The sequence below is a fragment of the Shewanella vesiculosa genome (assembly GCF_009994065.1).
GTDB classification, from domain to species: Bacteria; Pseudomonadota; Gammaproteobacteria; order Enterobacterales; family Shewanellaceae; genus Shewanella; species Shewanella vesiculosa.
This window is the reverse complement of record NZ_JAACSD010000003.1, coordinates 284,024-301,834: the sequence shown is the minus strand read 5'-3', so window position 1 is coordinate 301,834 and position 17,811 is coordinate 284,024. Positions and strand designations below refer to the sequence as shown.

The 17,811-nt window shown below is 42.4% G+C and carries 18 protein-coding genes; 5 read left to right on the top strand and 13 right to left on the bottom strand.

What is annotated here, in order from left to right:
• Position 1 precedes the first annotated feature (1 nt).
• Positions 2-904 carry a UDP-2,3-diacylglucosamine diphosphatase gene (locus tag GW828_RS01320; RefSeq protein ID WP_273057098.1) on the bottom strand — a complete coding sequence of 301 codons (903 nt, stop codon included), beginning with the start codon at positions 902-904 and terminating at the stop codon, positions 2-4.
• A 196-nt stretch (positions 905-1,100) separates the two neighbouring features.
• A complete protein-coding gene (locus GW828_RS01315; RefSeq protein WP_273057100.1) occupies positions 1,101-2,132 on the bottom strand; it encodes a Glu/Leu/Phe/Val dehydrogenase dimerization domain-containing protein in 1,032 nt (343 codons plus the stop codon).
• 282 nt (positions 2,133-2,414) lie between these two features.
• On the opposite strand from GW828_RS01315, the gene GW828_RS01310 reads away from it, so the two are divergent.
• Positions 2,415-2,855 (top strand): DUF4826 family protein, encoded by a 441-nt coding sequence (locus GW828_RS01310; protein ID WP_124015864.1) that lies wholly within the window; start codon positions 2,415-2,417, stop codon positions 2,853-2,855.
• A gap of 129 nt (positions 2,856-2,984) precedes the next feature.
• On the opposite strand, the gene GW828_RS01305 is transcribed toward GW828_RS01310, so the two are convergent.
• The 6 genes from GW828_RS01305 to GW828_RS01280 all read right to left on the bottom strand — a co-directional run bounded on the left by GW828_RS01305 (position 2,985) and on the right by GW828_RS01280 (position 8,840).
• Entirely contained in the window at positions 2,985-4,127 is a 1,143-nt protein-coding gene (locus GW828_RS01305; RefSeq protein WP_273057102.1) for a ribosomal protein uL16 3-hydroxylase, read from the bottom strand.
• A gap of 195 nt (positions 4,128-4,322) precedes the next feature.
• Positions 4,323-5,693, bottom strand: coding sequence for an adenylosuccinate lyase (gene purB / locus GW828_RS01300; protein WP_124015866.1), 1,371 nt, complete (start codon positions 5,691-5,693; stop codon positions 4,323-4,325).
• Positions 5,694-5,732: 39 nt separating this feature from the next.
• Positions 5,733-6,365 (bottom strand): high frequency lysogenization protein HflD, encoded by a 633-nt coding sequence (hflD, locus tag GW828_RS01295; protein WP_273057104.1) that lies wholly within the window; start codon positions 6,363-6,365, stop codon positions 5,733-5,735.
• A gap of 3 nt (positions 6,366-6,368) precedes the next feature.
• Positions 6,369-7,487: a tRNA 2-thiouridine(34) synthase MnmA gene (gene mnmA / locus GW828_RS01290; RefSeq protein WP_124015867.1), complete on the bottom strand. Its 1,119-nt coding sequence runs from the start codon at positions 7,485-7,487 to the stop codon at positions 6,369-6,371.
• A 235-nt stretch (positions 7,488-7,722) separates the two neighbouring features.
• Positions 7,723-8,196: an NUDIX hydrolase gene (locus GW828_RS01285; RefSeq protein WP_273057106.1), complete on the bottom strand. Its 474-nt coding sequence runs from the start codon at positions 8,194-8,196 to the stop codon at positions 7,723-7,725.
• 32 nt (positions 8,197-8,228) lie between these two features.
• Positions 8,229-8,840 (bottom strand): pseudouridine synthase, encoded by a 612-nt coding sequence (locus GW828_RS01280; RefSeq protein ID WP_273057108.1) that lies wholly within the window; start codon positions 8,838-8,840, stop codon positions 8,229-8,231.
• 437 nt (positions 8,841-9,277) lie between these two features.
• Between GW828_RS01280 and GW828_RS01275 the strand changes: the two genes are divergently transcribed.
• A complete protein-coding gene (locus GW828_RS01275; protein ID WP_182697144.1) occupies positions 9,278-11,503 on the top strand; it encodes an NADP-dependent isocitrate dehydrogenase in 2,226 nt (741 codons plus the stop codon).
• 145 nt (positions 11,504-11,648) lie between these two features.
• On the opposite strand, the gene cspD is transcribed toward GW828_RS01275, so the two are convergent.
• On the bottom strand, positions 11,649-11,855 hold the full coding sequence (gene cspD, locus GW828_RS01270) for a cold shock domain-containing protein CspD (RefSeq protein WP_011637711.1): 207 nt from the start codon (positions 11,853-11,855) through the stop codon (positions 11,649-11,651).
• A 196-nt stretch (positions 11,856-12,051) separates the two neighbouring features.
• Here cspD and clpS point away from each other — a divergent pair, with 196 nt between their 5' ends.
• Both clpS and clpA read left to right on the top strand, forming a co-directional pair.
• Complete coding sequence (gene clpS, locus GW828_RS01265; RefSeq protein WP_124015871.1) at positions 12,052-12,360, top strand: ATP-dependent Clp protease adapter ClpS; 309 nt, start codon at positions 12,052-12,054, stop codon at positions 12,358-12,360.
• A 42-nt stretch (positions 12,361-12,402) separates the two neighbouring features.
• Complete coding sequence (gene clpA, locus GW828_RS01260) at positions 12,403-14,661, top strand: ATP-dependent Clp protease ATP-binding subunit ClpA (RefSeq protein WP_124015872.1); 2,259 nt, start codon at positions 12,403-12,405, stop codon at positions 14,659-14,661.
• Positions 14,662-15,055: 394 nt separating this feature from the next.
• On the opposite strand, the gene infA is transcribed toward clpA, so the two are convergent.
• The 3 genes from infA to aat form a co-directional block, all read right to left on the bottom strand.
• Positions 15,056-15,274, bottom strand: a complete 219-nt coding sequence (gene infA / locus GW828_RS01255; protein WP_011496276.1) for a translation initiation factor IF-1 — start codon at positions 15,272-15,274, stop codon at positions 15,056-15,058.
• A gap of 79 nt (positions 15,275-15,353) precedes the next feature.
• A complete protein-coding gene (locus GW828_RS01250) occupies positions 15,354-16,073 on the bottom strand; it encodes an arginyltransferase (protein ID WP_273057127.1) in 720 nt (239 codons plus the stop codon).
• Complete coding sequence (gene aat / locus GW828_RS01245) at positions 16,063-16,770, bottom strand: leucyl/phenylalanyl-tRNA--protein transferase (protein WP_124016005.1); 708 nt, start codon at positions 16,768-16,770, stop codon at positions 16,063-16,065. The genes GW828_RS01250 and aat overlap by 11 nt, the downstream gene beginning before the upstream one ends.
• Positions 16,771-16,875: 105 nt before the next feature.
• Between aat and GW828_RS01240 the strand changes: the two genes are divergently transcribed.
• The gene (locus GW828_RS01240; RefSeq protein ID WP_124016006.1) at positions 16,876-17,310 is read left to right on the top strand and encodes an outer membrane lipoprotein; all 435 of its coding nucleotides are present in this window, start codon (positions 16,876-16,878) and stop codon (positions 17,308-17,310) included.
• 100 nt (positions 17,311-17,410) lie between these two features.
• Here the strand turns inward: GW828_RS01240 and GW828_RS01235 are convergent, their stop codons facing one another.
• On the bottom strand, positions 17,411-17,779 hold the full coding sequence (locus GW828_RS01235) for a hypothetical protein (protein WP_124015874.1): 369 nt from the start codon (positions 17,777-17,779) through the stop codon (positions 17,411-17,413).
• Positions 17,780-17,811: the final 32 nt, after the last annotated feature.

Genomic DNA, 17,811 nt, shown 5'->3' with positions numbered 1-17,811 from the left:
TTTATGCAACGTGTTGGGGCTGAGGCGTAATGATTAACTCGGTTTGTGAAGCGCCGAAATAAATCGTGTTGACAACTTTTGCTTGTAACGTTTGTTCATCCCACTTGAGCAACTCCACGTTACCCGTCAGGGTTTCAGCAATTAAGGTGCAATTTTCGACCCAGTCGCCATCATTGGCATAGGTGATAGTGCGATTATTGATAGTGTGCTGTGATAACTCTGGTTGATGGATATGACCACAGATAACCATGTCGACCTGTTGTTTAGCACAATAGCGAAGTACCGCATCTCGATACTGATTAATGGCTTGTTGGGCTTTATTGACCCGCAGCTTTATATAGCTGGCTAATGACCAATACGGATATCCTAAGCGGCTTCTAACACTGTGTAATTGGCGGTTTGACCAAAGTAAAACATCATATAAATGGTCACCTAATTTAGCGTAGATCCTGCTGACACAAACTTGGGCGTCAAATTGATCACCATGAAGAATTAAAAAGCGTTTGCCATTAATGGACTGATGGACATACTGTTTGGCGAGGGTAATGCCTCTAAAGTGACTGTCTGCGTAGCTTTTAAACGCTTCATCGTGATTACCGGGGATATAGATAACTTGAGTGCCATTACTGGCCAGTTCGAGTATTTTCTGGATGACGTTGTTATGACTTTCTGGCCAAAAGACCCGTTTTTTTAATGCCCAAATATCAATAATATCGCCCACCAGATACAAATATTGGCACTGGCTATGATTTAGAAAATGTAATAAAAATTCTGCTTTGCAATCTATGCTGCCTAAATGCACATCAGAAATCCACAGTGCATGAAAATGCTGGATTTTCCCAGACGTAGTTAAATGAGATAACGGTTGGCGTTGCTGGTTACTCTTATTGCTGTGGGAGTTCATCTGCCTTCACCCTAATACACAGATTGCGTCAGTGTTAACTTAGAGTAGGGCTGTTATTTGACGCTAAGGTGAACGATTTGTTGCAACTTGATTAAGCTTGCTGCTTAAGTTGGGTCATAAAAAAAGGAAATGCCTGAGGATTTCCTTGTACATCAGAGTAAAAATCACTCTTAATCAAGCATATTAATGATTGATATTAACGAGCCGCGTCGATAATCGCTTTAGCCATTTCATCTGCAACTGAGCCTGTGGTGCGATCTTCAGCATCAGCACGCTCAAAAATGGTCAGTAGCGTATTGTAAATCTGTTCTACTTTGGCGGTTGACGCTATAGCATCATAGTTTTTCTCGAACGACACATTGATAATACCGCCAGCGTTTATCACATAATCTGGCGCATACAAAATACCCATTTGCTTGAGTTTTTCACCATGGCGAACTTCAGCTAACTGGTTGTTGGCACAACCGGCAACTATGGTGGCCTTGAGTAATGGTAAGGTCGTATCGTTAAGTGTTGCACCTAATGCGCATGGCGCATATACATCAACATCTTGGGTATAGATATCTTGCGGTGCGACAAGAGTTGCACCAAATTCGCTAGCAACACGGTCAAGTGAAGCTTGATGAATGTCGGTTACAATCAGCTCAGCGCCTGCTTGGTGTAAATGCTTACACAAGTAGTAACCCACGTGACCGACTCCTTGCACTGACACTTTAATGCCTTGTAGGCTGTCGATACCTCGTTGATGTTTTATCGCAGCTTTAATACCAAGGTAAGTACCTAAGGCGGTCAGAGGTGATGGATCACCTGATTTACCTTCCAGACCTGCTACGAATTCAGTTTCACGATTGGCTATCATCATGTCTGACGTTGAAACACCAACATCTTCAGCTGAGTAGTATTTTCCGCCTAAACTGTTCACAAAGCGTCCGAATGCAAGAAATAACGCTTCGCGGTCGGTGGTTTTCGGATCGGCAATAATAACCGCTTTACCACCACCCATAGTAAGACCGGCCAATGCATTCTTATAAGTCATACCGCGAGAAAGGCGTAATACGTCTGTTAAAGCTTCATCATCCGATTGATAATTCCACATACGACAACCACCTACCGCTGGGCCGAGGTTAGTGTTGTGTACGGCAATGATGGCTTTTAAACCACTTTGCTTATCATGACAAAAGACCACCTGTTCGTGTTCATCGAACGAAACATGATTAAAAACTGCCACGTGACATCTCCGTTTACTAGCTTGTTAAAGTAAAGTTTTGGCACCTGATGCAATTGAGTACATAAGGTGCTAACGACTGCTTGTTATATTTATTGCAGCAAGATAGCATTTAGAGATACTCTCAACAAAGCATGATTTAGTTATTTTTGTGATTAGTGTGGCAATTTAGCTTGCCACTTTACGTAAACGTAAAGTATTTTGTGTTACGTAATTGTTTTTTGATTAAATCGCAGGTAAGTTTTTTGTTCTAATCTGCATTATAACAATAAGATAGGAAGTATTATGACTGAAGAAGTTGCAGAACAGGTTGCACAGCCAACACCAGAGCCAGAAGCATTAAGACAAGAATGGGTGCGAACTCAATTCCAAAAGGCGAATCGTTTTTTGGCTGAAAAAGGGGTGATCCCAAGCAAAGTCCTTGCTGACGAAAGTCGTTATCTTGCACCTTATTTAGCTATTTGGAAGATGGAATCGAAACAGCCTAAAAAACAGACCTTTTGGGTGATGTCGGGCGATTTACCGTCGGACTATGTTGATGTGAAAGTGGCCGCAACGGCGCGTGACGCGATTAGACATTTTTCGATGATGTGGCAACTTAAAGCGGAAAACTTGCATAAGTCAGGTGTTACCAAAGATGCTACCCAACTGAAATTTGCGCAGTTATTGGTGTCGCGTGCAGAAAGTCTATATAAAATGCATCAAGATGAAAAATTGTGGGCGTAACAGCCTGAGTCACCAAACTAACGTAACAAACACAAAAAAGGCACTGCTAGTGCCTTTTTTATTATTTTAGCTAAGCGAGGTTAATAACCATCACTCAGCTTAGTCGCTTTTACGCTATCGCTCAGACGCTTATTCGCAATCGTCTTCTGCTAAGTAGAATAATCCTTGATTGAGTAACCCCGTGATGACATCTAGCGCTGCCACATTGTCAGTGAATAAATGAGCCTCATTAGGGGTAATGCTCACTTGATTGGCCAAAAGTTGTAGCATGTCATTCGGCGCATCAGCAAAGGTGTACGCTTCACCGTTAATAAACAAACGTGGTAGGTTATCATTTTCTAAGCGCAAGACTTTTAGACCACCGATACGTTGAATAACCGCACCTTGTTCAATGGCTTCTAATACATCATCAGCCGTTAATGGCTCTTCGCCTTCACAAATATCCAGTTCAAAACGATTTTGACTGAGTAATTTACCTAACATAGTCTGGTAGCTGGCAGGATCTTGTGCCAACTGCGTCAATAAATCCATAATGCCTTGTTGATGAGTTTGGCTGATAAGGCCGGGTTCTGCTGGCTCGTCAGATGACGTGAAACGCTTCTGCCCCTGGTTGCTGTCAATTAACGCGTCAGCTAATTCAGTTAATAGCTCTTGCTGACTTGGGGCTCTAAATCCAATGGAATATGACATAGCCAGTGATAATGTTTCGCCGCAATGTGGGTATCCTGGTGGAATATAAAGTACATCACCTTTTTGTAAAATCACATCAATAATCGGCTCAAAATCGTCAACCAAAGGCGAGTTTGGATTATCGCCGCGGCGTTTATGTTGCCCTTTATCGCCCACTTTCCAACGACGTTCCCCATCACCTTGAATGATAAACACATCGTAATTGTCGATATGCGGGCCAACACCACCACCAGGTGTGGCAAATGATGCCATTAAGTCGTCAAAGCGCCAGTCTGGTAAAAATCGGAACGCTTCGACTAAAGCTTGCGAATCTGGGTACCAATGATTGACGGCTTGGACTAATAATTGCCAGTTGTCTTCACCAAATTGGTCGTAGTCTTCAAATGGACCTTGAACAACGTCCCAGTCATCACCTTTGGTCACCACAACACGTGACGATATTTCTTCTTCACAGGCAAGTCCAGCAAGTTCATCTGCTGCGATAGGGTCTTCAAAGTCGACAAAAGCCTGTTTGATCACAAGTGGTTTTTGTTGCCAATGCTGTTTAATAAAGGCTTGGGTATCAATATTTAATGTGTACATGGTTAATCTCAGATCGGATAATAAATAGGTGCAATATTCTGATTTAGCTTACTTAGCCCATCTCTTAATCTGAGTTGAGATTAGTGAGTCTTAATGAACAATAACGTATTTTCAGCAGAATAATAACAGGTATTTCATACAATAAAAAAGCGGCCACATATGCGACCGCTCATGTTATGCATAAAGCGTGTAAGACTATTTTAGCTCATCAACAAAGGCTTCTGCGCGGCCAATATAGTTTGCTGGAGTCATTTTTTTCAATTCAACTTTTACGTGTTCTGGTAATTCAAGACCATCAATAAATACTGCAAGTTGTGCCGCATCAATACGCTTACCACGTGTCAGTTCTTTTAGTTTCTCATACGGTTTTTCAATGCCGTAACGACGCATAACGGTTTGTACTGGTTCTGCCAGAACTTCCCAGTTTTTGTCTAATTCCGCTAAAAGTTGTGCTTCATTGACTTCTAACTTGCTAATGCCTTTTAAGGTCGCTTGATAAGCTATTAACGAGTGAGCCATACCTACGCCTAAGTTACGTAATACGGTTGAGTCAGTTAGGTCACGTTGCCATCTTGATACCGGTAATTTAGCCGCTAAGTGTTGCATTAGCGCGTTAGCGATACCTAAGTTACCTTCGGAGTTTTCAAAATCAATTGGATTGACTTTGTGCGGCATGGTTGATGAACCAATTTCGCCAGCGATAGTGCGCTGCTTAAAGTGGCCTAGTGCAACATAACCCCAAATATCACGATCAAAATCGATTAGGATGGTGTTGAAACGAGCAATGGCATCGAACAATTCAGCAATGTAATCATGCGGCTCAATTTGGGTGGTATACGCGTTCCAATTAATACCAAGACTGGTTACAAAACGTTGCGACAGCTCATGCCAGTTAACTTCAGGGTAGGCTGAAATGTGGGCATTATAGTTACCCACAGCACCGTTAATTTTACCCATGATTTCAACAGCGTTGATTTGGTTTAATTGACGGTCTAAACGCACAGCAACGTTAGCCATTTCTTTACCAAGTGTTGATGGCGATGCTGGCTGGCCGTGGGTTCGCGACATTAGCGGTACGCTTTTATTGTCATGCGCTAATTTTTTGATTGCATCAATAATTTGCTGACACTGTGGTACTAATACTTGCTCGCGCGCTTCTTTTAACATTAAGCCATGAGATAAGTTGTTGATGTCTTCAGAAGTACAGGCAAAGTGCACAAATTCATCGATAGCAACTAGCTCGGCGTTGTCGGCAATTTGCTCTTTAATGAAATACTCAACCGCTTTTACATCGTGATTAGTGGTGCTTTCAATCGCCTTAATACGCAGGGCGTCTTGTTCGCTAAAATTGTCTTTGATGCTGTCTAACAAGGCGAGGGCGGTTTCGCTAAAAGGGGGAACTTCTTCAATCTCTGGGCAGCTAGATAATAGCTTTAACCAATTGATTTCAACTTGAACACGGTACTTAGTAAGACCGAACTCGCTGAAAATCCCTCGTAATGAGGCGGTTTTGCTACCATAACGACCGTCTATCGGAGAGATAGCAGTTAGTGCGGAAAGATCCATTTGAAGCTCCTTGATGAACTTAGTTGTAGGGTGATTCGATTAATTGTTATTTTGGCTTTGTTTTGCTGTGTCAAATATTGCCTTGCGAGCAAACACCAGGTGGCGGCGTTTGCCACCTAATTGACGCCATAATACTGCACTGCGCATTGCTGCAAGCAGCAATGCACGAATTTTATGTTGCACCTGAGGTTGCTTTAGGCAATCGGGATTACCCGATATTTGTAATTTAGGCCCTAATTCGCTGATGACATCACTATATATACTGGCAAAATTGGCCAGGACTTGTTCATCGGTAATGGCAAAGTGTGCTAATTGGCGATGCACTTGATTGATGCGCTCAGCAAGCATGCCCAAACCATTTGGTGAGCGTGCAAGCTTTCGTTCCAGGGTTAACACGCCAACAAGGTAACGAGTGGTTTCGACATCTTTGTTGCTGCCATCCCCAAGCTGATTTTGGATCAATTGGTAACCATTATCTAAAATGGTTTTATCCTGATACACATCTGCCGTGGATTCTGGTTCGGTGACTAAAATAGTGTTAAGAGTTGCCGCTAAGGCGTCTTTGTCACTTTCACCGTGGCGGGCTAAATACTGCACTTGACCGATAGCTTGTAAAATACCGGCAAAAGCCATAGTGCGTTCAAACAAGATGTTGTCTGGAGTTTGGCTCACGGATTATCCTCGGATTAAGGTATCGATTATGCCGCCACCTAAACAGATGTCACCATCATAAAATACTGCTGATTGCCCTGGGGTCACTGCGGCAACGGGTTCATCAAACATCACGGTAATGTTTTCGGCGTCATCATAAGAGAGTGTGCAGCCGACATCACGTTGACGATAACGTGTTTTAACCGTGATATGGCAATGATTGGCGGGACCTTTTCGATCGACCCAATGCAGTTGATTAACTGTCATGCCGTTGGACATCAGGCGAGGGTGGTTGCCCCCTTGCGCTACAATCAACACATTACGGACTAAATCTTTTTCAACCACATACCATGGGTCTTCATTACTGTTTTTAAGTCCACCAATGCCAAGGCCTTTGCGTTGTCCAAGCGTGTGGTACATCAAACCTTGGTGAGTTCCAATGACTTCGCCTTCAGAGGTTTCAATATCACCAGGCTGTGCAGGTAAATAGGTGGCTAAAAAGTCGGTAAATTTGCGTTCACCGATAAAGCATATGCCAGTGCTGTCTTTTTTGTCGTGAGTAATTAATCCCAGTTTTTGGGCTATTTCGCGAACTTGATGTTTTTCAAGTTCACCAACCGGGAATAAGCTGCGACTGACTTGTTCATGACTTAAGGTGTATAAAAAATAGCTCTGATCTTTATTACCATCAACACCGCGGAGCATTTCAACGCTGCCATCACTGTTGTCTCGACGGCGGACATAATGGCCCATGGCGATGTAATCGGCGTCTAAAATGTCGTCGGCAAACTCAAGAAAGGCTTTAAATTTGATTTCTTTATTGCACATAATGTCAGGATTCGGTGTGCGGCCCGCTTTGTATTCTGCTAAAAAGTATTCAAATACATTGTCCCAGTATTCAGCAGCAAAATTAACGGTATGCATTTTAATCCCGAGCTTGTCACATACCGATTGAGCATCTTTTAAATCATCGGCCGCTGCGCAATATTCATCAGTGTCGTCTTCTTCCCAGTTTTTCATAAACAGACCTTCAACCTCGTAGCCTTGCTGCATTAACAAGTAAGCTGATACTGAAGAGTCTACACCGCCGGACATACCGACAATGACTTTTTTACCGTTTGATGCTGGGTTGATTGATGTCATAAATCCTAAAAACCTTGAAGATAGATAGTGTGTATATGGTGCCGCAATGCCAATGTTTCAAGGCAATTGCACTCGATTTTTGTTGGTCGAGATGTTGGATATTGTTGCTTGCACGTATTGAACCGATTGATTCCGATAATGCTGAGTAAACATGACATTTGTGCGGCGCATATTCTATCACGCATTCGCTTAATGGGCTATCTTGAGGTGCAGGCAAATTGCCTGACACCAGTCATTAAAAGTAATCGACATTCAGCAGTGACAGAGGGGTGTGCTGTGATGGGGGGGGTTTATCGGCTTGCAGCACAAAGTCTGCAATACTTTTTACCACTAGCGGGCTACGAAGCTGGCTGCCAAGGGCAATGATTTCAGCTAGGCTTAGCCAATGCGTGGTTGTAATGGCACTGTCCAGAGGAAGCGCTTGGCGTTGTTCAGACAGTTCGATACAAAATGTATAGCGCACAAAGGCTAACTCGTCCGAGGCACTAAATTGGTAGATGCCGACAATGGCTTGAGGTGATAACGCGAGTCCGGTTTCCTCGACTATTTCACGAGCACATGCCTCAATTATCGATTCATTTGCCTCTAAATGCCCAGCCGGTTGATTAAATTTAATGGCACCGTTAATGCGTTCTTCAACCAATAAAAATTTACCTTGGCAGTGGATCACGCAAGCGACAGTGGTATTAGGTTTATAACGTTCAGTCATCTTGTCCTCTTGTATACAGTGTCTGCCAGCGATTACTTTGCTGTGTTGATCAGTTTATATTCACCATTTGGTAAATCATCTAGACACCATTGGCCTATTTTATAACGGATTAGTCTTAAGGTTGGATGGCCGACATGTGCCGTCATGCGCCTTACTTGGCGATTTCGACCTTCACAAATCTGTACTTCTAGCCAGCTTGTTGGAATGGCTTTGCGCTCACGCACTGGTGGGTTTCTGGGCCAAACCGCGGGTGAGTCCATCAGACTGACTTTTGCAGGTAAGGTCATACCATCTTTTAATTCTACGCCATTACAAAGCGCGTTAATGGTGTCAATTGACGGCTCACCTTCAACTTGGACCCAATAGGTTTTGAAGGTTTTTTTAGCTGGATGAGTCAACTTTGCCTGCAATTGCCCGTCGTTGGTGAGTAACAGTAAACCTTCACTGTCACGGTCTAAACGCCCGGCAGCATAAACATCTGCAACTGGAATAAAGTCTTTTAATGTTTGCCGGCCTGCTTCATCGGTAAATTGGCACAACACATCAAAAGGTTTATTAAATAACACAATGAGTGGATTTTCAGGTCGAGGTTTTTGCGGCGGACGCGATTTCACCCTGCTGCTATTGCCAGCTTTTGTCGACATGTCAGCTTTGTAGGGAGATGTTTTTTTGAATGGACTCAATTTACCGATTTTTGCCATAAAGGTATGGTTAACATCCTTTGCTAATACGAGTGAGTGATAAGTAAGCGAATATAAATCAATTTATGTTAGTTTACTGCGTATTCGCCCTTAGTGGAATTTGAAAATTATTAAGAATGATCTATGATGTCCGCCTAAAAATTGTGATCTGTGCCTAATTTATCATTCTGAGCTGGCGAATTTAACCGTCAAATCTCAGAGGTTTGAGAACAAAATATAATAAAAAATGGGATAGGGGATTTCACATACTTGGCTGATAACAAGTGGACCTAGATCGCAGATCTTGGCTTACTTATGCGAGTGTTATCCATCAAAGCCCGTCAAATGCTTACGCAATTTATTCTAATAAATTATTAATTTACAATAATGTAGGAAATAAAATGAAAGATAACACTCCAACGATCATATACACAGAAACTGATGAAGCGCCGGCACTTGCTACGCTATCATTATTGCCTATTATCCGTACTTTCACTGACGCTGCAGGTGTGAAAGTTGAAACGCGTGATATTTCTTTGTCGGGTCGTGTTATTGCTAACTTCCCTGAAAAATTAACCGCAGAGCAAAAAATTGCCGATGCGTTAACAGAATTAGGTGAATTGGCTAACAAGCCAGAAGCCAACATCATTAAGTTACCTAACATCAGTGCGTCAGTGCCTCAGTTAAAAGCATGTATTGCTGAACTTCAAGCAAAAGGCTATGACATTCCTAATTATACTGATGAACCTAAAAATGACGCTGAAGTTGAAGCGCAGTCACGTTACGACAAAATTAAAGGCAGTGCAGTAAACCCAGTATTACGTGAAGGTAACTCTGACCGTCGTGCACCAACCTCAGTGAAAAACTACGCCAAGAAAAACCCTCATTCAATGGGTAAATGGGCCAGTGATTCTAAGTCTCACGTTGCTCATATGAGCGAAGGTGACTTCTACGGTAGCGAACAGTCTGTAACCTTAGCAACAGCAGATAAAGTCAATATCGTATTGACTCAGCAAGACGGTAAAGACGTTGTTCTGAAAAGTGGTTTAGCACTATTGGCTGACGAAGTGATTGATTCTTCAGTGATGAGTAAAAAAGCCCTTGTAGAATTTTATACTCGTGAAATTGAAGCGGCAAAATCTGAAGATATATTATTATCTTTACACCTTAAAGCCACCATGATGAAAGTGTCTGACCCAATATTATTCGGTTTGGCAGTGAAAGTGTTCTTTAAAGATGTATTTGATAAGCATGGCGCATTATTTGCTGAGCTCGGCGTAGATGTAAACAATGGTTTTGGTGATGTCTATGCCAAAATCAGTACTTTACCAGAAGCTAAGCGCAACGAAATTGAAGCTGATATTGCTGCTGTTTATGCTGCTCGTCCAGCACTTGCAATGGTAGATTCAGACAAAGGTATCACCAACTTACACGTACCAAGCGACATCATTATTGATGCTTCAATGCCAGCAGCGATTCGCTCTTCTGGTAAAATGTGGGGCCCAGATGGCCAGTTGCAAGACACCAAAGCAATGATCCCAGATCGTAGTTACGCCGGTGTTTATCAAGAAACTATTTCGTTCTGTAAAAAGCACGGTGCATTTGACCCGACCACTATGGGCAGCGTGCCTAACGTGGGCTTAATGGCTCAAAAAGCAGAAGAATACGGTAGCCATGATAAAACGTTTGAAATTAAAGCAGCAGGTACGGTTAATGTAATTAATCAAGCTGGCGATGTATTAATGAGTCATAACGTTGAAGCTGGCGATATTTACCGTATGTGCCAAGTTAAAGATGCGCCTATTCGCGACTGGGTTAAGCTAGCCGTTAAGCGCTCGCGTTTAAGCAACACACCTGCAGTATTCTGGTTGGACAGCAATCGTGCTCACGATGCTGAGTTAATTAAGAAAGTGACTGTATATCTTGCCGAGCAAGATACCGCTGGTTTAGACATCCAAATCATGACCCCAGAAGATGCGACTCGTTTTACTTTAGAGCGCATTATTAAAGGTGAAGATACTATTTCTGTAACGGGTAACGTATTACGTGACTACTTAACAGACTTATTCCCAATTCTTGAGCTGGGTACCAGTGCAAAAATGTTGTCTATCGTTCCATTGATGAGTGGCGGTGGCTTATTTGAAACAGGTGCCGGTGGTTCAGCGCCTAAGCACGTGCAACAAGTCGAAAAAGAAGGTCACTTACGTTGGGATTCATTAGGTGAGTTTTTGGCACTAGCGGCTTCTTTAGAGCACTTAAGCCAAACAACAAACAATGCTAAAGCGCAAGTGCTAGCAGATACCTTAGATGTGGCTATTGGCGTGTTCCTTGACACCAATAAATCACCTTCTCGTCGCGTAGGCGAACTCGATAACCGTGGTAGTCACTTCTACCTAGCGATGTATTGGGCACAAGCATTAACAGAGCAAACTGAGGATGCAGAGCTGGCAGCGCATTTTGCTCCACTCGCCCAATCATTGGCTATAAATGAAACGGTTATCCTTGCTGAGTTGAATGGTTCACAAGGTCCTGCAGTTGATTTAGGTGGTTATTACCGTTTAGATGCAACTAAAGCCGAACACGCCATGCGTCCTAGTGCAACATTAAACCAATTTGTTATTGGTTAAGGGCATAACCGCTCACTAAACGTGATTTTTGTTTAATGAATCCATCTTGGTATCAAGGTGTTAAATTGATAAATTTGACGTTTTTTAGATAATAAAAAAAGACAGGGATTAAAATCCCTGTCTTTTTGTTTTATAGTCTCACCAATTAAATTGTTGGCGAGATGGCTGAAGCATGCATTCCTTTAGGGCCTTCTTCAACTTCGAAGCATACAGGTTGACCTGCTTTTAAGGTACGATAACCTTCCATTTCGATAGTTGAATAGTGCGCAAATACATCTTCACCACCCTGATCAGGGCAAATAAACCCGAATCCTTTGGCGTTGTTGAACCATTTAACAGTTCCGTTTGCCATACTTCCACTTCCTTCTGTTGTCTACTTACCAGTAAGATAGTAAAACTTATTATCCAGCGGTCTAGTATTCGCCGCCTAGCAAACAGAATGAAATTTGTACGAAAAGAAGTCAAGAGCTAATTAACAAAAAGGCAACATTTAATTAATTTAACAATATCAAGTGGTCGGGAACCAAACGAGAGGCTAGTATTAAACAATGGCTAAATTAGGCAACGTAGAACATATTGCGGAAAAGGTTGAATCTGAACTACAACCGCCCAATATGTATAAAGTGGTGTTAAATAATGATGATTACACCCCAATGGATTTTGTGGTAGAAGTATTACAACGATTCTTTGAGAAAAATGAACAGCAAGCTGTTGATATAATGTTAGCTATTCATAATCAAGGTAAAGGATTGTGTGGTGTATTTCCATTTGGAATAGCAGAAACAAAAGTTTTTCAAGTAAATCAGTTTGCAAGAGAAAACCAACATCCGTTACTGTGTACGTTAGAGAAAGCATAATATCGATTTCTCATAGTCTGTGGTTAAATTTAAGAGGTGCTTATGCTGAACAAAGACCTGGAAGTCACCTTGAACCTAGCGTTTCAGCAAGCTAGAGATTCACGTCATGAATACATGACGGTAGAACATTTATTATTAGCGCTGATCGACAATCCCTCTGCCTACGAAGCATTAATTGCTTGTGGTGCGGATGTGAATCGTTTACGTGAAGAAGTGGCTAATTTCATTCAACAAACCACGCCGATTATTGCTGAATCGACTGAAGAACGTGAAACTCAACCCACCTTGGGATTTCAACGTGTTCTGCAGCGTGCGGTGTTCCATGTGCAATCATCTGGTCGCAACGAAGTCTCCGGTGCCAATGTGCTGGTGGCTATTTTTAGTGAGCAAGAATCACAAGCGGTTTATTTGCTGCGCCGCTGTGATATTACTCGCCTAGATGTAGTGAATTTTATTTCTCATGGCATGGCTAAAGAAGATGATTCTGGTGAATCACCAGATCAAGAACGTGTTGAAGACCAATCTGAAACTGCCGAAGATCGCAGCATGTTGGCGCAATTTGCCGCCAATTTAAACCAACTTGCGCAAGACGGTATTATCGATCCACTTATTGGGCGTGATGCTGAAATTGAGCGTGCAATTCAAACCCTGTGTCGTCGCCGTAAGAATAATCCCTTGCTTGTGGGTGAAGCTGGTGTCGGTAAGACGGCTATTGCAGAAGGTTTGGCTTATCGGATTGTCAATAAACAAGTGCCAGATGTGATGGCTAATGCCACCGTGTACTCGCTAGATTTAGGCTCGTTATTAGCGGGCACTAAATATCGTGGTGATTTTGAAAAGCGTTTTAAAAGCTTGTTGAAAGAATTGGCTGCAGATGAACATGCGATTTTATTTATTGATGAAATCCATACCATTATTGGTGCTGGCGCCGCTTCTGGTGGTGTCATGGATGCCTCTAACTTACTCAAGCCATTATTGTCTAGTGGTAAGTTACGCTGCATGGGATCGACTACATTCCAAGAGTATCAAAGTATTTTTGAGAAAGACCGCGCTTTAGCTCGTCGCTTCCAAAAAATTGATATCAATGAGCCTTCTGTGGCCGAAACCACCAAAATATTGATGGGGCTTAAATCCAAGTACGAAGAATACCATGGTGTGCGTTATACCCAAGCTGCTATCAGCAGTGCGGCTATTTTGTCGGCGAAACACATCAACGATCGTCATTTACCTGACAAAGCGATTGATGTGATTGATGAAGCCGGTGCTCGTATGGTGATGATGCCGCAAAGCAAACGTAAAAAGACCATTGGCCAAGCTGAAATTGAAGCCATCATTGCTAAGTTAGCCCGTATTCCTGAGAAGTCGGTATCGTCGACTGACAAGGATATGCTGCGCAACCTTGAACGTAACCTTAAGATGGTTGTATTTGGTCAAGACAAAGCGATTGAGAGCCTCAGCGCTGCCATACGCTTATCGCGCAGTGGTTTAGGTTCAGAGAAAAAGCCAGTAGGAAGCTTTATGTTTGCAGGCCCAACAGGGGTAGGTAAAACAGAAGTGACCAATCAATTGGCCAATTGTCTTAACCTTAAACTGATCCGCTTTGATATGTCTGAGTACATGGAACGTCATACCGTGTCACGCTTAATCGGTGCGCCTCCTGGCTACGTTGGTTATGATCAAGGTGGCATGCTCACCGACGCTGTGATTAAAAATCCGCATTGTGTGGTGTTGCTTGATGAGATTGAAAAGGCACACCCTGATGTATTCAATTTACTATTGCAAGTCATGGATCACGGGACATTGACCGACAACAACGGTCGCAAAGCTGATTTTAGAAATGTCACCTTAGTGATGACCACCAATGCTGGCGTACAAGAAACTATTCGTAAATCGATTGGTTTTAGACAGCAAGATCATACCCAAGATGCGTTAGCTGAAATCAATAAGATGTTTTCACCTGAGTTCCGTAACCGTTTAGATTCAATCGTCTGGTTTAACCATTTAGACATGACAGTTATTGCCAAAGTGGTGGATAAGTTCTTAGTGGAATTGCAGGCTCAGCTAGATGATAAACGTGTCACCCTGGATGTCAGTGATGAAGCGCGAACCTTGCTGGCTGAGAAGGGCTATGATAAATCAATGGGTGCGCGCCCAATGTCACGTGTGGTGACAGAATTGATTAAACGTCCGTTAGCCGATGAAATCTTGTTCGGTGTGCTTGAACGAGGTGGTATTGCGCATATTGACGTCAAAGATGGTGAGATCAACATCGATTGCGAGTCATTGGAAAAAGTCTCGTAATAATCAATTTGATTTACAATATGCTATTAAAAAAGATGACCCATGGGTCATCTTTTTTTATGCGTGTTAATTGCGCCTATTACCGTTGCTTCAATAATCAGTCATCAAGGTAAAGCATTTCTTACTGTTCAATTCAATGGGTATTGATAACAAAATGGGTATCCCCTTTTAAATCAATAAACATAGCAGTGGATCGTATAAGGTGCTTCTGCAAAACGGATTACAACCATCGCGATGCTTGGTTGAATGTCTGATAAAAGGGTTACCCATTACGTTGAACATTCGTCTTGTTTGATGCGTGTTGCGTTACGTTGAATACACTGTATTTATGCAGTTTGGTATAACAACAAAAAAACCGACAGGCAGTCGGTTTTTACATTGTTGAGGCTAGCGATTAACGTGCGCGGAAGACGATACGACCTTTAGATAAGTCATAAGGTGTCAACTGTACAGTGACTTTGTCACCCGTTAAAATACGGATGTAGTTTTTGCGCATTTTGCCAGAGATGTGGGCTATCACCACATGTCCATTTTCAAGCTCTACGCGGAACATTGTATTTGGCAAGGTCTCAAGGATAGTGCCCTGCATTTCAATGTTGTCTTCTTTCGCCATTAATTAGTTATCCCATTAGCCTTCAAATATGAAAAAATCGGGCGTATCATGCCCCAAAAACGCCGAACTGTAAAGGCCGTTAACAAGAAAGAGGCGTAAGATTTTCGCCAACTTGCCAACCAAGAGCCGTTAAAATTTGATATGGGCGATATTGGCGTTTGTAACTCATTTTTCTATTTTGATCAATTTGATAGCCCAAATACAAATATCGTTTACCTAATGACTTAGCCAATTGGCATTGAATTAAAATCATCAACGAACCCAGTGATCGTTCTGCGTAGTCTGGGTCGAAATAGCTGTATATGGCCGAGAAACTTTGCGCCATCTCATCGGTCACTGCCACGCCAATTAATTGGTCTTTATCAAACAGTTCAATAAACATTGGCGGTAACCAATCTGATAGTAAAAAATCATCATATTGAGCTTGTGATGCCGGGTACATAGGGCCATCGCTATGGCGTTCATTGATATAGCGTTGGTATAAGTCATAGTGCTCTGGCCGTGATGTATGACTGATCTTCCAATGCAAGTCTCGGTTGTTTTTTAAGGTTCTTTTTTGGCGTTTGGACAACACAAAATCATTCACATTCAGTCGAATAGATTGGCAAGATTGGCAACTCGGGCAGCGTGGTTTATAAATTGCGTTACCGTTGCGACGAAACCCCATCGCAAGAAGTTGTTCAAACAGTGATGGGTCTATTTGTGGTTCTTGGATCACCAATAATTGCTCTTTATTGCCTTCAATATAGTTGCAATCAAAAGGTTGGCTTATGCCGACACTAACCGATTTAGAATTCAATAAACACCTCTTGTTTGATCCATATGGATGCTGACTTTGTTTGATCTCGGCCGCAGTGAAGTATGGATAAAAACTCACTTCTTGGTATCGCCTTAGCCCCAAGACTTAATAAATGTGGATTCATTACTTGCGCGTCAATTAGTTGAAAATCATGTTTCACCAAGTGTTGATTTAGTATAGCAAATGCAGCTTTTGATGCATTAGTTTGCCGATGAAACATCGATTCACCGCAAAAAACATTGCCCACTGGAATACCGTAAAGCCCGCCCACTAAATCGTCGCCATCCCAGACTTCAACAGAATGCGCAAGACCTTGCAGATGAAGTTCATAATAAGCCATTTGGATTTCGGCAGAAATCCACGTGCCATCCTGTGAACTTCGTGGCTGAGCGCAACCGGCTAAGACATCTAAAAAGGCATGATTGATAGTGTATCGCCAGGTGGATTTTTTAAGAAACTTAATCAAGCTTTTGCTGCCAAATGGATGACGAGGTTCAAATACCGCTCGAGGATCTGGTGACCACCATAAAATGGGATCACTGACATTAAACCAAGGGAAAATACCTTGATAATAGGCTTCTGCTAAGCGCTCTGGACGTAAATCTCCCCCAATGGCTAATAAGCCATTGGGATCGATAAGCGCCAGCTCTGGTGGCGGGAAGTCGATGGATTGATTTAAATAAGACAGTGAGTTCAAAATGAGTATATTATTTGCCATACCTTATCGTTAACTTAGCGGATATTGATCATGTTTAAAATCATAACTGTCAATGTGAAGAGTATTTTTGCAGTTTTACTGACTATGTGCTTGTTTTGTGGTCAAAGCCAAGCTGCTTATGAGCGAAATCAAGCCGTACCCGTGGAAAAAGTCATCTATGGTCAGATTGAATCGGTCAAAAACATCACTGAAAAACAGCTCGTTGAAGACAGCCATAGCGGCTGGAAAACTTTTGGTGGCGCCTTAGTCGGTGGAGTTATAGGGCATCAGTTCGGTGGCGGTTCAGGCCAAGATGTTGCTACCGTTTTAGGGGCATTAATTGGTGGCGGCATAGGCAGTCAGCATGGAAACCAACAGTATTATCTTGAAACTAAATTAGTTGAACTCATGATAAAACAAGAAGACGGAAGCCAAGTTATGGTGATCCAAGATGCAGATCCGGGGATGCGTTTTGCTGCCGGTGATGAAGTGAGAGTGGTTTATTTAAGCGGTTATGTCAGGGTTGATTTGGCGATGTGATGACATACGCAATAAAACAAAAAGGAGCCTAGGCTCCTTTTGTGTATTACAAGGGCAAAATCCATTTGCAACAGTACATTGGCTACTTTGCTAAAGGTGATTAAAACCCACGAGGTAATGTTTGCTTACCTGAAGTGTGCTCGAGCTTTTGACGCCATAACTGCTTAGGCGTTAAACCGCCTGAAGTTATTTGAGCTTGGCGATTGGGTGATTTTTTTGCTGCCGCATTGTTGATTGGCTTGGCTGCAGGTTTAGCGATAGGTTTGTGCATCTCTGCCGCAGGCTGTTTATTTGTCGTCGAGGCAGTAAGTTGTGCAAGCATTGTTTCAAGTTCGCTAAAGCGCACAGATTTCTGGCCGTCAATTTTGTACCAACTGCCAGCTTGCTCAATTGATACTGTGTTACCAGATTGTCGTTCTAGTGCCGTTTGTAGTTGGCTGATGACCTCTTCTTTAGTCAATGTTGTCATAGTAAATAACCTATTGGTTGTCATGTTAAATT